The sequence below is a fragment of the Rathayibacter oskolensis genome (assembly GCF_900177245.1).
Classification (GTDB): domain Bacteria; phylum Actinomycetota; class Actinomycetes; order Actinomycetales; family Microbacteriaceae; genus Rathayibacter; species Rathayibacter oskolensis.
The window spans coordinates 1,720,375-1,733,984 of the sequence record NZ_FXBM01000001.1; the positions used below are offsets into that span (position 1 = coordinate 1,720,375).

Genomic DNA, 13,610 nt, shown 5'->3' on the forward strand with positions numbered 1-13,610 from the left:
CGCGTCAGGGGTGGCTCAGCGAGCCGCGTAGTACTCGACGACGAGCTGCACTTCGCAGGTCACGGGGACCTCGGCGCGCTTCGGGCGACGCAGGAGCGTCGCCTGGAGCTTGTCGATCTCGACCTCGAGGTAGCCCGGGGTCTTGGGGAGCACGTCGACGTGTCCGCCGGCGGCCGCGACCTGGAAGGGCTCGGTGCCCTCGGAGCGGGTCTTGACGTGGATGACCTGGCCCGGCTTCACGCGGAAGGAGGGGCGGTCGACCGTCTTGCCGTCCACCATGATGTGGCGGTGGGTGACGAACTGGCGGGCCTGCGCGGTCGTGCGGGCGAAGCCCGAGCGGAGCACGAGGGCGTCGAGGCGCATCTCGAGGAGCTCGACCAGGTTCTCACCGGTCAGGCCCTGGGTGCGGCGCGCCTCCTGGAACGCGATGCGGAGCTGCTTCTCGCGGATGCCGTACTGGGCGCGCAGACGCTGCTTCTCACGAAGACGCACCGCGTAGTCGGAGTCGGCCTTGCGCTTGGAGCGGCCGTGCTCACCGGGAGCGTAGGGACGCTTCTCGAGGTAGCGGGCGGCCTTCGGGGTCAGGGGGATGCCGAGGGCGCGCGAGAGGCGCGTCTTCGAACGGGTACGTGAGGTGGTCGACACTGTGGTCCTTCCAAGGTCTGAGAGGTTCGGTCGCAGCTCTCGGCCGCCGGCTCCGGGAGGAGGGCGGCCGCCGTGGTCGTGTCCGCTCGCGGGTGCGAGCGGAAGGGTGACCGCGGTGGCGAACTGCGCGATTCAGAGGGATCGCTGCGCCGCTCGGCTACAGAGCGGTGGGCAACCTCGCAAGACTACCACTCGGCGCCCCCGCCGTCACGCCCGGGATCCGCGGATGATGCGCAGGAGCTTCGCGAGCCGCGCCGAGACGTCGCGCTCGTTGCCGTGCTCGGTCGGGGCGTAGTAGCGCGCGCCCTGCAGGGAGTCGGGCAGGTACTGCTGCTCGAGCACGCCGAGCTCGGCGTCGTGCGGGTAGCGGTACCCCTTGCCGTGCCCGAGCCGCTTGGCGCCCGGGTAGTGCGCATCGCGCAGGTGCGCCGGGACGCGGCCCGCCTTCCCCGCGCGCACATCGGCGATCGCGGCGTCGATCGCCGAGTAGGAGGCGTTCGACTTCGGAGCGGTGGCCAGGTGCACGACCGCCTGCGCCAGGGGGATGCGGCCCTCGGGCATGCCGATGAACTGCACCGCGTCGGCGGCGGCGATCGCCACCACCAGCGCCTGCGGGTCGGCCATGCCGATGTCCTCGGAGGCGGACACGATGATCCGCCGGGCGATGAAGCGGGGGTCCTCCCCCGCCTCGATCATCCGCGCCAGGTAGTGCAGCGCTGCGTCGACGTCGGAGCCGCGGATCGACTTGATGAAGGCGCTGATGACGTCGTAGTGCTCGTCGCCGTTGCGGTCGTAGCGCAGCAGTGCGCGATCGACCGCTCGTGCCACGACCTCGGTGGTGATGAGCGGGAGGGCGGGGTCCTCGGCGGCCGGGCGCTCCTCCTCGTCGTCGTCCTCCTCCTCGTCCCCGCCTTCGGCGCGGGCGGCGACGGCGATCCGGTCGGCCTCCCGCGCCTCCGAGCGGGCCGAGGTCGCTGCCGCCTCGAGCGCGGTGAGCGCCCGCCGGGCGTCTCCGGAGGCGAGCCGGACGATGCTCGCGCGCGCCTCGGGATCGAGGACGACGGAGCCGCGGAGCCCGCGCTCGTCGACGAGCGCCCGGTCGACGAGGATCCCGAGGTCGTCGTCGCTGAGCGGCTCGAGGGTGAGCAGCAGCGACCGCGAGAGGAGAGGGGCGATCACCGAGAAGGAGGGGTTCTCGGTCGTGGCGGCGATCAGGATCACCCAGCCGTTCTCGACCCCCGGGAGCAGCGCGTCCTGCTGGGCCTTCGTGAAGCGGTGGATCTCGTCGAGGAAGAGGACGGTGGAGGTGCCGTACAGGTCGCGAGTGGAGAGCGCCTCCTCCATCACCTGCCGCACGTCCTTCACTCCGGCGGTCACGGCCGAGAGCTCGACGAACCGGCGACCGCTCGAGTGGGCGACGGCCTGCGCCAGCGTGGTCTTGCCGGTGCCGGGCGGCCCCCAGAGGATCACCGACACGGCGCCGCGCTCGCCGGTCGTGTCGGCCGCCAGGGCCACGAGCGGCGAACCGGGGGTCAGCAGGTGCCGCTGACCGGCGACCTCGTCGAGGCTGCGCGGCCGCATCCGGACGGCGAGCGGAGTCGCCCCGGAGCGGAGCCCGGCCTGCTGCATGGTCATGGCGTCCAGCGTAACGACGCGGTCCGACAGCGGCCGGGGCGCCGGTGGGGCCGACTCTTGCGAGACTCCCAGGCGCTGCGTTTTGTCGACCCTCGTGCGCTTCTCGTAGGCTCGACGCCGTCCGCGCTCGCGCGGGCCGCCGCGCCGGACGAGGCGCGATCACCGACGGCGGAGGAACACGTGGCCCAGGGCAAGTCGAACGACCGCGAGGCGCGCACCCGGCTCCGGGCCTACCAGGCCCGCCAGAGCCTCCACCGGAGTCGCGCCCAGCGGCGCACCCGCGACAACATCGTCGCCGCCGTCGCCGGGGTCGTCGTGATCGGCCTCGCGGTCGTGGCCCAGCTCCTCTACTTCTCCGCAGGCCCCGGGACCCCGGTCGCCGAGCCCACCTCGTCGGAGAGCGCGACGCCCACGCCCGCCGCCACCGGTCAGAACACCGGAGACGTCCCGTCGAGCGACCTCGCGGAGGGTCGTGACTGGACCGGCACCATGACCGTCAACGCCGACCCGCTCGACATCACGCTGACCGGCGCCGCCGCTCCGCGGGCGGTCTCGTCCTTCATCTCCCTGGCCCAGTCCGGCTTCTACGACGGAGTGTCGTGCCACCGCCTCACCACCGAGGGCATCTTCGTGCTGCAGTGCGGCGACCCGAACGGCGACGGCACGGGCGGCCCGGGCTACAGCTACGGCCCTGTCGAGAACGCACCGGCCGACGGCGTCTACCCGGCCGGCACGATCGCGATGGCCCGGCAGTCGGGCAACGGCTACAGCCAGGGCAGCCAGTTCTTCATCGTCTACCAGGACACCACGCTGTCGGCCGACGCCGCCGGCGGCTACACCGTCGTCGGTCAGGTCACCTCGGGCCTGGACGCTCTGACCGCCGACGTGATCTCGAAGGGCACGGCCGACGGATCCGGGGACGGCTCCCCCGCCGAGCCCGTCTCGATCACGTCGCTCACCCTCCAGTAGCCGCTGCGCCGCCGAGTCGGCCCGCGCACCGGCACGAGCCCGCGGTGCGGGGAGTGCAATAGGCTGATCGTCACTGCCCGTTCGCGGCCGAGCGCGGTCACCGGCCGACCGGCCGTCGTGCCACACCGGCCGACGACACGGACACCGAACAGCACGACATCGAACAGCAAGGTGAGGCTCCGAGCGATGAGTGACCAGCAGCCGTGGGGACGGGTCGGCGACGACGGGACGGTCTACGTCCGCGTCGGCGACGGGGAGCGCGAGGTCGGCCAGTACCCCGATGCGACTCCCGAGGAGGCGCTCGCCTATTACGAGCGCAAGTACACCGAGCTGGCGGGGCAGGTCTCGCTCCTCGAGCAGCGCGCGAAGCGCGGTGCACCGGCGGGAGATGTCGCCCGCGCGGTGCAGTCGCTGACCGCGGCGATCGCCGAGGCCCACGCCGTCGGTGACCTCGAGGCGCTGCAGACCCGCGTCAGCGCGCTCAGCGGCTCGGTCGAGGATCTGACCGAGCAGCAGGCCGCCGAGACCAAGGCTGCGCTCGCCGAGGCTCTCGCCCACCGCGAGGCGATCGTCGCGGAGGCGGAGGCGCTGGCCGCCGTCGACCCGGCCAAGACGCAGTGGAAGCAGGCGAGCGCCGCGATCGACGACCTGTTCGCGCGCTGGCAGAGCCACCAGCAGCAGGGGCCGCGACTCCCGAAGAACGAGGCCAACGAGCTGTGGCGCCGGTTCCGCGGTGCCCGCACGACGATCGAGCAGAACAGGAAGGCCTTCTTCGCCGAGCTCGACTCCTCGCACCGCGAGGCCAAGTCGGCCAAGCAGGCGCTGATCGACCAGGCGGAGTCGCTGGTGTCGCGGGGCGCGGACGCGATCCCGGAGTACCGCGCCCTGCTCGAGCAGTGGCGGGTCGCCGGCCGCGCGGGCAAGCGGTTCGACGACGCCCTCTGGGCGCGCTTCAAGGCCGCCGGCGATGCGATCTACGGCGCCAAGGCCGAGATCGTCGCTCAGGAGAGCGTCGAGTACACCGAGAACCTCGACCTCAAGCTGGCGCTGCTCGAGGAGGCGGAGCCGCTCCTGGAGGAGCAGGACCGCGAGAAGGCGAAGCGAGTGCTGCTCGGGATCCAGGAGCGCTGGGACGCGATCGGCCGGGTTCCCCGCGAGCAGGTGCGCACCGTCGAGGACCGCCTGCGCAAGGTCGAGGCCCACGTCCGCAAGCTCGACGAGGAGCACTGGAACCGCAGCAACCCCGAGCGCAAGGCGCGCTCGGAGGGGCTCGCCTCGCAGCTGACGGCCGCGATCCAGAAGCTGCAGGACGAGCTCGACGAGGCGAAGGAGCGCGGCGACCGCGCGGCGATCGCGCAGGCCCAGGAGGCGCTCGACGCCCGCAAGGTCTGGCTCGACGCCCTGGGCTGACGCCTCACGACCACCGCCGTCGGCCGATCCCTCCACAGGTCGGCCGTCGGCACCGCAGAGGGGAGGCGCCTCGTCCACGATGAGTGGATGACGCGCCTCCCCTCTGTTCTGCTCCCCGGTGAGCTCCCGCTCGCGGAGCTCTGCGCCGCCCGCCTCGACGGCGAGCTGATCGCCCTCGACGAGGCGTTCCTCGTCGCCGATCTGCCACTCGGGCCCGCCGAGCGAGGAGCGGCCCTGCTCGCGGTCCTCCCCAGCGGGACCGTCGCCGACCGGCGGTCGGCGGCCTGGGTCCACGGCGCCACGGCGGATCCACCCTCCGTGCACAGCGCGTCGATCGACCGGCGGAACCGGCTGCACCCGCCGCTGCTCTCGCGACTGCGCTTCCACGAGGTGCGCCTCGGCCCCGGCGACACGGTCACCCGGGGCGGCTGCCCGGTGACCTCGCCCGTGCGGACCCTGATCGACCTCGCACGGACGCGGGACGAGTGCGAGGACGAGCTGCTCCGCTCCCTCGCGCGAGTCACGAAGACGTCGCTCGAGGAGCTCCTCCTCCGGCTCGAGCCCGCCCGGCCCGTCGTCGCGGGGCGCAGGATCGCCCTCGAGCGGCTGACGACCGCGCTCTCCGCCGCGCAGACGACGGAGCGCGCGGGCGCGGATCAGCCCGCGTTGACCCGGTAGACGTCGTAGACGGCGTCGATCCGGCGGACCGCGTTCAGCACGCGGTCGAGGTGGGTCGTGTCGCCCATCTCGAAGACGAAGCGGCTGATGGCCAGCCGATCGCTCGAGGTCGAGACGGTGGCCGAGAGGATGTTGACGTGGTGCTCCGAGAGGACGCGGGTGACGTCGCTGAGCAGCCCGGAGCGGTCGAGCGCCTCCACCTGGATCTGCACCAGGAAGATGCTCTTCGAGGAGGGCGCCCACTCGACGTCGACGATCCGCTCCGGCTCCTTCAGCAGCTCCTGCACGTTGTGGCAGTTGGCCTGGTGCACCGAGACGCCCGCACCGCGCGTCACGAATCCGACGATCTGATCACCGGGCACGGGCGTGCAGCACTTGGCGAGCTTCACCAGGATGTCGGGCGCGCCCTTCACGAGCACTCCCGACTCGCTGCTGCGGCTGCGGGGGCGCGGAGAGCGCGGGAGGGTGACCTCGTTCTCGTCCGACTCCGGGTCGCCCTGGATCGACGCCACGACCTTCTCGAGCACCGACTGGGTCGAGACGTGCCCCTCGCCGACCGCCGCGTAGAGCGCCTCGACGTCGTTGTAGCGCAGCTGGCTCGCCACCTCGGTGAACGTGTCCTGGCTCATCAGCTTCTGGAGTGGCAGGTTCTGCTTGCGCATCGCGCGGGCGATCGAGTCCTTGCCCTGCTCGATGGCCTCGTCGCGCCGCTCCTTCGTGAACCACTGGCGGATCTTGTTGCGCGCCCGCGGGCTCTGGACGAAGTGCAGCCAGTCCTGACTCGGGCCGGAGTCGGGGTTCTTCGACGTGAAGACCTCGACAACATCACCCGTGGTCAGCGCCGACTCGAGCGGGACGAGGCGGCCGTTGACCTTCGCGCCCATGGTGCGGTGGCCGACCTCGGTGTGCACGGCATAGGCGAAGTCGACCGGAGTCGCGCCCGTGGGCAGGCCGATCACGCGACCCTTCGGCGTGAAGACGTAGACCTCCTTCGCGCCGATCTCGAAGCGGAGGGAGTCGAGGAACTCGTTCGGGTCGGTCGTCTCGGACTGCCAGTCCGAGAGGTGCGCGAGCCAGGCGAGGTCGGTGTCGTTCGAGCCGTCGGTGGGCACCTTGCCGGTGGCCATCTGCTCCTTGTACTTCCAGTGGGCCGCGATGCCGAACTCGGCGTGCTGATGCATCTCGTTCGTGCGGATCTGGATCTCGACGGCGCGGCCCTTGGGGCCGACCACGGTCGTGTGCAGCGACTGGTAGAGGTTGAACTTGGGGGTCGCGATGTAGTCCTTGAAGCGACCGGGCATCGGCGTCCACCGGGCGTGGATCGAGCCGAGGACGGCGTAGCAGTCGCGGACCGAGTTCACCAGGACGCGGATGCCGACCAGGTCGTAGATCTCGTCGAACTCGCGACCGCGCACGACCATCTTCTGGTAGATCGAGTAGTACTGCTTCGGGCGGCCGACGACCCGCCCGCGGATCTTGCCCGCGCGCAGGTCCTCCGAGATCAGGTCGATGACGTTCTGGACGAACTCCTCGCGCTGCGGGGTGCGGCGCTTCACGAGGTTCTCGATCTCGTTGTAGATCTTGGGGTACAGGACCGCGAAGGAGAGGTCCTCGAGCTCCCACTTGATCGCCTGGATGCCGAGGCGGTGCGCGAGCGGGGCGTAGATCTCGAGCGTCTCCGTCGCCTTGCGGGCCGCCGACTCCGCGGGGACGAATCCCCAGGTGCGGGCGTTGTGGAGGCGGTCGGCGAGCTTGATGATCAGCACGCGGATGTCCTTCGACATCGCCACGATCATCTTGCGGACCGTCTCGGCCTGGGCGCTGTCGCCGTACTTGACCTTGTCGAGCTTGGTGACGCCGTCGACGAGCATCGCGACCTCGTCGCCGAAGTCGGCGCGCAGCTCGTCGAGCGTGTACTCCGTGTCCTCGACGGTGTCGTGGAGGAGGGCGGCGGCGATCGTCTTCGAGCCGATGCCGAGATCGGCGAGGATCTGCGCGACCGCGAGCGGATGCGTGATGTAGGGCTCGCCGCTCCGGCGCTTCTGACCGGTGTGCGCGCGCTCGGCGACCGAGTAGGCCCGCTCGATCAGGGCGATGTCGGTCTTGGGGTGGTGCATCCGCACCGTGCGCACCAAAGTGTCGACCGCACCGGACGGCTGCGCGCGCGAGAAGATCCGGGGGACCAGTCTGCGCAGCGCGGCTGTCGAGGACGTGGTCGTGGTCTCCGTCACGCGGGCATCTCCATCGCCCCATTATCGCCCGTGCGAGGGGCGCCCGTGACCGCTCCGCCGGAGGCGAACGGAGCGGGACCCGTCGTGGACGTCGAGCGGCCGCGCTCGGTCGTCAGTCGATGCGTCCGGGGAGGCCGCTCCCGTCGACGACCTCGCCGCCGGCCGCCGCCCACGCCGTCATGCCCGACTCGACGTTCGCGGTCTCGTAGCCCGCGCCGTCCAGGGCCTGGACGACCCGCGCCGAGCGGACGCCGGAGTGGCAGACGACGAGGATCGGCGCATCGTCCGGCAGCTCGTCCTGGCGCGCTCCGAGCTCCCCCATCGGGATGTGGTGCGCCGACGGAGCGTGCCCGAGTGCCCACTCGTGCGGCTCGCGGACGTCGAGCAGCCAGACCTCGTCGCGCTGGACGAGGCCGATCGCATCGGCGGCGGTGACCTGTGCGTAGTCGGCCACGACGCCTCCTAGGAGCCCTGCACGACGGGAGTGGTCGCGCGGACGCGGGCCGACTCGACGCGCTTGTCGTGCTTGGACACCTCGGGCTCCCGGCTGCGCAGCTGGGCGTAGAGCGGAGCCGCCACGAAGATCGTCGAGTAGGTGCCGACGATGATGCCGATGAGCAGCGCGAGCGAGATGTCGCGCAGGGTACCCGCGCCGAGCACGAACGCTCCGATCACCAGGATCGCCGCGACCGGCAGGGCGGCGACGATCGACGTGTTGATCGAGCGGACGAGGGTCTGGTTCTCGGCGAGGTTGACGGTCTCGGAGAACGTCCGGGTGGTGCTGCCGAGCGCCTCCGCGGTGTTCTCGCGGATCTTGTCGAAGACCACGACCGTGTCGTAGAGCGAGTAGCCGAGGATGGTCAGGAGGCCGATGACCGCCGCGGGCGACACCTCCGTGCCGGTGATGCCGTAGACGCCGGCGACGATGACCAGGTCGTGGAGCAGCGCGACGATCGCGGCGAGCGACATCTTCCAGGTGCGGAAGTAGGCCCACATCGCCAGAGCCGCGAGGACCACGAAGATGATCAGGCCGCGGACCGCCTGCTGCGTCACGTCGGATCCCCACGCCGCGCCGATGAACGACGAGGCGACCTGGTCGTTCGCGACGCCGTACGCCTCGGCGAGCGAGTTGCGCACGGCGGTCGACTCGTCGGTCGAGAGCTGGGTGGTCTGCACCCGGATGGAGTCGTCGCCGACGATCGAGACGCGCGGAACGGTCTCGGGCGACACCGAGGTGACCGCGTCGGTCGCCGTGCTCTGGTCGAGGCTCGACGGCGAGGTCACCGTGAACTCGGAGCCGCCGGTGAACTCGATGCTGAAGTTGAAGCCTCCTCGCGCGGCCGTCCCGAGGACGGTCAGCAGGATGATCGCGATCGAGATCAGGTACCAGGTGCGTCGCCGTCCGACGAAGTCGACGGAGCGCTTGCCGGTGTAGAGGTCGTTTCCGAACTGCGAGAAGCTGGCCATCACGCGTCCTTCCCGTTCGAGTCGTTGGAACCGGAGGCCCGGGCCGCCTCGGCGGCCTTGCGTTCGGCGATGGTCTGACGCTTCGCGGCCTCCCGCGCGGCCGATGAGCCCTTGCCCGCGGCGACCGCGTCCTGCGGACGGAACGCCGCCCGACCGCGGTAGACGGCTCCGAGGGCACGCGGGTCCAGGCCGGAGGCGCGATGCCCCTCCGAGAAGAACTTCGTCGTGGCGAGCAGTTGCAGCATCGGGTGTGTGAACAGGATCACGACCACGAGGTCGATGAGGGTCGTGATGCCGAGCGTGAGCGCGAATCCGCGGACGCTGCCCACCGCGAGGGCGAAGAGCACGACCGCCGCGAGCAGGTTGACCATGTCCGAGGCGAAGATCGTGCGCAGGGCGCGCCTCCAGCCGGCCTCGACGGACGACTCGAGCCCGCGCCCGTCGCGCAGCTCGTCGCGGATGCGCTCGAAGTAGACGATGAAGGAGTCGGCCGTGATGCCGATCGCGACGATCAGGCCCGCGACTCCCGCGAGCGAGAGGCGCAGCCCCTCGCGCCAGGACAGGATCGTCACCACGAGGTAGGTCACGACAGCCGCGACGATGAGCGAGGCGATGGTGACGGCGCCGAGGACGCGGTACTGCGCGATGGAGTAGACGACGACGAGGATCAGGCCGATCAGACCCGCGAGCAGGCCGCTCGCGAGCTGCGTCGAGCCGAGGGTCGCCGAGATGCTGTCGGAGCTCTGCACCTGGAAGCCGATCGGCAGCGCGCCGTACTTGAGCTGGTCGGCGAGCGTCTTGGACGACTCCTGCGTGAAGGAGCCCGAGATCTGCGCGTTGCCGTCGGTGATCGCGGCGTTCGTCGAGGGAGCCGAGATGACGCGGCCGTCGAGGACGATCGCGAACTGGTTCTGCGAGCCGCTGAGCGCGACGAGGCGCGAGGTGACGGCGCCGAACGCCTCCGTGCCCTGGTCGTCGAACGAGAGGTTGACCGCCCAGGTGCCGGTGCTGGCGCCGGAGGAGGTGGTCATCAGGCCGTTCGACGCGTCGGCGATGTCCTCGCCGGTGATCTCGACCGGACCGAGGATGTACTTGACCGTCCCGGTGTCGTCGCAGGTGATCAGCGGCTCGTCGGCGGGCGCGAGGTTCGGGTCCTGGCTGCTGAGGTAGGCGCAGTCGAACGAGGTGTACTGCGCCTCGAGCGCCGGCGTGATGTAGGCGAGATCGCTCGCGTTCGTCGGAGACGCGGTCGGCTCGGTCGAGAGCGACGGGTCGACGGGGGTCGGCGTCGGAGACGCGGTCGAGTCGCCGCCGACCGACGAGTTCGTCGCCTGGCTGGCGACCAGCACGGGGCGGAAGTCGAGCTTCGCGGACGCCTCGATGCGCTGCAGGGTCTCGTCGTCGGGCGTTCCGGGGATCGAGACGACGATGTTGCTCGAGCCCTGGGTGGTGATCTCGGCCTCGGAGACTCCGGAGGCGTCGATGCGCTGGCGGATGATCGAGACGGCCTGGGTGAGCTGCTCGGACGAGACGCTCTCACCGTCGGTGAGCTGCGGCTGCAGGACGATCTGCGTGCCGCCCTCGAGGTCGAGGGCGAGCTTCGGGGTCCAGGAGCCGCCGCCCCAGAGGACGGCCGCGGTGTTCAGTCCGACGAGTGCGAGGATCAGGACACCGAGCCAGCTCAGAGAGCGCCGGGCCTTGCGGACGGGGGTTGATGCGGCCACCCAGGGCTCAGCTTTCTCTTCGTTCGACGATGATCGGCCCGGGAGTCGTGCCCCGGACGTGGAAGGGCGGGCGAGGCGCTCGCGCGCCCGGCCCGCCCCGGAGACTACTGCGCGTCGGGCTTGCGGTCGCGCTCGAGGGGGTCGACCACGGGGTCGGCCTGGTGCGCGGCGTCGCGCTCGCCGAACGCGGGCGACTCGACGGCGGCGACGGTCTCGGTCTCGGAGTCGTCGGTGGCGACGGCGTTCTCGGCCGGGTCGATCAGCCGGGCGATCGCCTGGCGGTGGATCGTCAGCAGCGTGCCGGGGGTCGACTCGATCACGATCTTGTTCTCGTCGTCATCGATCGAGACCACGGTGCCGAACAGACCAGAGCCGGTCATCAGCTCGACCCCGGGGACGAGACCGCTCTTCATCTTCTCGGCGTCGCGCTGCCGCTTCTTGTTGTTGCGGAACATGAAGATGATCATCACGGCGAGAAGCAGGACGAGCAGGATGATCGTCGGATCCATGGGTGAGCCTTCCGGAGTGGGTGGTGATCCCCCACGTGGCGTCAGCCCCGGCGCGAGTGGATCGAGCGGCCTGTCGGGCCTTGAAGATTATAGGTCATCTCCGAACAGCGACTGCTGGGACGGAGCCTCGGCCCCCCTCTGAACCGCCCCTCCGCCGGGAACGATCCCGAAGTGCCGGTAGGCGGCGGGGGTCGCCACGCGACCGCGCGGCGTGCGCGTCAGCAGACCGATGCGCACCAGGAAGGGCTCGACGACGGACTCGACGGTGTCCGCCTCCTCCCCCACCGAGACCGCGAGGGTGTTGAGACCGACCGGGCCGCCGTCGAAGCGGGTCAGGACGATGTCCATGACCGCCCTGTCGAGACGGTCGAGTCCGAGCGAGTCGACGTCGTAGAGCTCGAGTGCCGCGCGGACGGCGGTCACGTCGGCGCGCCCGCCGTGGACGAGGGCGAAGTCGCGGACGCGCCGCAGGAGCCGGTTGGCGATGCGCGGAGTGCCCCGGCAGCGGCCGGCGATCTCGGCGATCGCCTCGCCGTCTATGTCGAGATCGAGCAGGCGCGCGGCACGCATCAGGACCTGCCGCAGCTCGTCCTCGGCGTAGAACTCGAGATGGGCCGTGAATCCGAATCGGTCGCGCAGCGGATTGGGCAGCAGACCCGAACGGGTCGTGGCACCGACCAGCGTGAACGGGGCGAGATCGAGCGGGACCGAGGTTGCTCCGGCACCCTTGCCGACCATGATGTCGATGCGGAAGTCCTCCATCGCGAGGTACAGCATCTCCTCGGCGGCGCGCGCCATGCGGTGGATCTCGTCGATGAAGAGGATCTCGCCGGGCAGGAGGGACGAGAGCACCGCCGCGAGGTCGCCCGCGTGCTGGATCGCCGGGCCGCTCGAGAGGCGCAGCGGCGACGAGCTCTCCTCGGCCACGATCATCGCGAGGGTGGTCTTGCCGAGCCCGGGCGGGCCGGCGAGCAGGATGTGGTCGGGCGTGCGGCCCTGCATCGCGGCCGCCTTGAGGAGCAGCTCGAGCTGGCCCCTGACCTTGCGCTGCCCCACGAACTCGCTGAGGCTCTTCGGGCGCAGGGCCCCCTCGAAGGCGATCTCGGCCTCGGAGGCGACCTCGGGGCCGAGGACGTCGTCGCTCACGAGCGCGCCGCCGGGCCGAGACGGGCGAGAGCGAGGCGGAGCAGCGCCTGCACGCTCGCGGCGTCGGACGCCTGCGCGTCGAGGAGGATCTCGTCGACCGCCTCGGCCGCCGTGCGCTCGGGCCAGCCGAGGCCGACGAGGGCTGAGAGCACGCTCTGCGCGGCGGTCGCGCCGGGACCGGTGCCGCGGGCGGCGCGCGGGCGGACGGCGAGCTTGCCGGCGAGGCTCAGCACGATGAGCTTGGCGGTCTTGGGTCCGATGCCGGTCACCTTGCGGAAGACCGCGTCGTCCTCGTCGGCGACGGCCTGCGCGATGCGGTCGGGCTCGACCGCCCCGAGGACGCCGAGGGCGGACTTGGGGCCGACCCCCGTCACTCCGATCAGCAGCTCGAAGATCTCGAGCTGCTCCTGATCGGGGAAGCCGTAGAGGGTGAGCGAGTCCTCGCGCACGATCATCGTCGTGGTCAGGGTCGTCTCGTCGCCGACCCGCAGCTCGAGCGCGTGCTGCGGGGTGACGTTGACCGCGAAGCCGACCCCGTGGACGTCGACGACGGCCAGACTCCCGCGGGCGGAGAGGACGGTGCCGCGGAGGGAGGAGATCACCGCGTCAGTCTAGGTGCTCGAACAGGCGTTCGAGTGGAGGCCTCCGCGGCGCGCCACGCACGCTGAGCAGGGGTCTCGTCGCCGCCCGCGGCGGGTCCGGCGGCGAGCGGCGCCCGCCAGGCGTGGCAGACGGCCAGGGCGAGGGCGTCAGCGGCGTCGGCAGGGCTCGGCGGGGTGTCCAGGCGCAGGACGCGCTGGATCATCGCGGTGACCTGTCGCTTGTCGGCGGCTCCGTAGCCGGTGACCGCGGCCTTCACCTCGGAGGGCGTGTGCATGCCGACCGGAAGAGACCGCCGAGCGGCCGCGACGAGCGCGACTCCGCTGATCTGCGCGATGCCCATCACGGTGCGCACGTTGTTCTGGGCGAACACGCGCTCGATCGCGACCGCGTCGGGACGGTGCTCGTCGAGCAGCGCCTCGATGCCGTCGCCGAGCGCGAGGAGCCGGCGCTCGAGCGGGTCGTCGGTGGGCGTGCGCAGGACGCTCACGTGCACGAGCGTCGCGCGGCGGTCCCGGGCGACGTCGACGATGCCGACGCCGCAGCGGGTGAGCCCGGGATCGATCCCGAGGACGCGCATCAGCGCGCCCCGCCGG

At 71.2% G+C, this 13,610-nt stretch carries 13 protein-coding genes; 3 read left to right on the forward strand and 10 right to left on the reverse strand.

The window, feature by feature from the left end:
- Positions 1 to 15: 15 nt before the first annotated feature.
- Positions 16 to 645, reverse strand: coding sequence for a 30S ribosomal protein S4 (rpsD, locus tag B9Y99_RS08190; protein WP_068210518.1), 630 nt, complete (start codon positions 643 to 645; stop codon positions 16 to 18).
- A 207-nt stretch (positions 646 to 852) separates the two neighbouring features.
- Complete coding sequence (locus tag B9Y99_RS08195) at positions 853 to 2,280, reverse strand: replication-associated recombination protein A (protein WP_085475990.1); 1,428 nt, start codon at positions 2,278 to 2,280, stop codon at positions 853 to 855.
- 180 nt (positions 2,281 to 2,460) lie between these two features.
- On the opposite strand from B9Y99_RS08195, the gene B9Y99_RS08200 reads away from it, so the two are divergent.
- The 3 genes from B9Y99_RS08200 (at position 2,461) to B9Y99_RS08210 (ending at position 5,337) form a co-directional block, all read left to right on the forward strand.
- Positions 2,461 to 3,249 carry a peptidylprolyl isomerase gene (locus B9Y99_RS08200; protein WP_085475991.1) on the forward strand — a complete coding sequence of 263 codons (789 nt, stop codon included), beginning with the start codon at positions 2,461 to 2,463 and terminating at the stop codon, positions 3,247 to 3,249.
- Between the two features lie 186 nt (positions 3,250 to 3,435).
- A complete protein-coding gene (locus B9Y99_RS08205) occupies positions 3,436 to 4,659 on the forward strand; it encodes a DUF349 domain-containing protein (RefSeq protein ID WP_085475992.1) in 1,224 nt (407 codons plus the stop codon).
- 87 nt (positions 4,660 to 4,746) lie between these two features.
- Positions 4,747 to 5,337 carry a type IV toxin-antitoxin system AbiEi family antitoxin gene (locus tag B9Y99_RS08210; RefSeq protein ID WP_085475993.1) on the forward strand — a complete coding sequence of 197 codons (591 nt, stop codon included), beginning with the start codon at positions 4,747 to 4,749 and terminating at the stop codon, positions 5,335 to 5,337.
- On the opposite strand, the gene B9Y99_RS08215 is transcribed toward B9Y99_RS08210, so the two are convergent.
- The 8 genes from B9Y99_RS08215 to ruvC form a co-directional block, all read right to left on the reverse strand.
- Positions 5,316 to 7,568 carry a RelA/SpoT family protein gene (locus B9Y99_RS08215; protein ID WP_085475994.1) on the reverse strand — a complete coding sequence of 751 codons (2,253 nt, stop codon included), beginning with the start codon at positions 7,566 to 7,568 and terminating at the stop codon, positions 5,316 to 5,318. The two genes, B9Y99_RS08210 and B9Y99_RS08215, sit on opposite strands and share 22 nt — an antisense overlap.
- Positions 7,569 to 7,680: 112 nt before the next feature.
- Positions 7,681 to 8,022 carry a rhodanese-like domain-containing protein gene (locus tag B9Y99_RS08220; protein ID WP_085475995.1) on the reverse strand — a complete coding sequence of 114 codons (342 nt, stop codon included), beginning with the start codon at positions 8,020 to 8,022 and terminating at the stop codon, positions 7,681 to 7,683.
- An 8-nt stretch (positions 8,023 to 8,030) separates the two neighbouring features.
- Positions 8,031 to 9,035 (reverse strand): protein translocase subunit SecF, encoded by a 1,005-nt coding sequence (gene secF, locus B9Y99_RS08225; RefSeq protein ID WP_085475996.1) that lies wholly within the window; start codon positions 9,033 to 9,035, stop codon positions 8,031 to 8,033.
- On the reverse strand, positions 9,035 to 10,759 hold the full coding sequence (secD, locus tag B9Y99_RS08230; protein ID WP_085475997.1) for a protein translocase subunit SecD: 1,725 nt from the start codon (positions 10,757 to 10,759) through the stop codon (positions 9,035 to 9,037). Before secD ends, secF begins: the two co-directional genes overlap by 1 nt.
- A gap of 104 nt (positions 10,760 to 10,863) precedes the next feature.
- Positions 10,864 to 11,268 (reverse strand): preprotein translocase subunit YajC, encoded by a 405-nt coding sequence (gene yajC, locus B9Y99_RS08235; RefSeq protein ID WP_085475998.1) that lies wholly within the window; start codon positions 11,266 to 11,268, stop codon positions 10,864 to 10,866.
- 87 nt (positions 11,269 to 11,355) lie between these two features.
- Positions 11,356 to 12,414, reverse strand: coding sequence for a Holliday junction branch migration DNA helicase RuvB (gene ruvB / locus B9Y99_RS08240; RefSeq protein WP_085475999.1), 1,059 nt, complete (start codon positions 12,412 to 12,414; stop codon positions 11,356 to 11,358).
- Positions 12,411 to 13,016 (reverse strand): Holliday junction branch migration protein RuvA, encoded by a 606-nt coding sequence (gene ruvA, locus B9Y99_RS08245; protein WP_085476000.1) that lies wholly within the window; start codon positions 13,014 to 13,016, stop codon positions 12,411 to 12,413. The genes ruvB and ruvA overlap by 4 nt, the downstream gene beginning before the upstream one ends.
- The gene (gene ruvC, locus B9Y99_RS08250; protein WP_085476001.1) at positions 13,013 to 13,594 is read right to left on the reverse strand and encodes a crossover junction endodeoxyribonuclease RuvC; all 582 of its coding nucleotides are present in this window, start codon (positions 13,592 to 13,594) and stop codon (positions 13,013 to 13,015) included. The genes ruvA and ruvC overlap by 4 nt, the downstream gene beginning before the upstream one ends.
- Positions 13,595 to 13,610: the final 16 nt, after the last annotated feature.

What these genes read in the sequence shown, in the direction of transcription:
- ruvC (WP_085476001.1), bottom strand. Translation starts at nt 13,594, where the DNA reads ATGCGCGTCCTCGGGATCGATCCCGGGCTCACCCGCTGCGGCGTCGGC.
- secF (WP_085475996.1), bottom strand. Translation starts at nt 9,035, where the DNA reads ATGGCCAGCTTCTCGCAGTTCGGAAACGACCTCTACACCGGCAAGCGC.
- B9Y99_RS08210 (WP_085475993.1), top strand. Translation starts at nt 4,747, where the DNA reads ATGACGCGCCTCCCCTCTGTTCTGCTCCCCGGTGAGCTCCCGCTCGCG.
- B9Y99_RS08195 (WP_085475990.1), bottom strand. Translation starts at nt 2,280, where the DNA reads ATGACCATGCAGCAGGCCGGGCTCCGCTCCGGGGCGACTCCGCTCGCC.
- B9Y99_RS08205 (WP_085475992.1), top strand. Translation starts at nt 3,436, where the DNA reads ATGAGTGACCAGCAGCCGTGGGGACGGGTCGGCGACGACGGGACGGTC.
- yajC (WP_085475998.1), bottom strand. Translation starts at nt 11,268, where the DNA reads ATGGATCCGACGATCATCCTGCTCGTCCTGCTTCTCGCCGTGATGATC.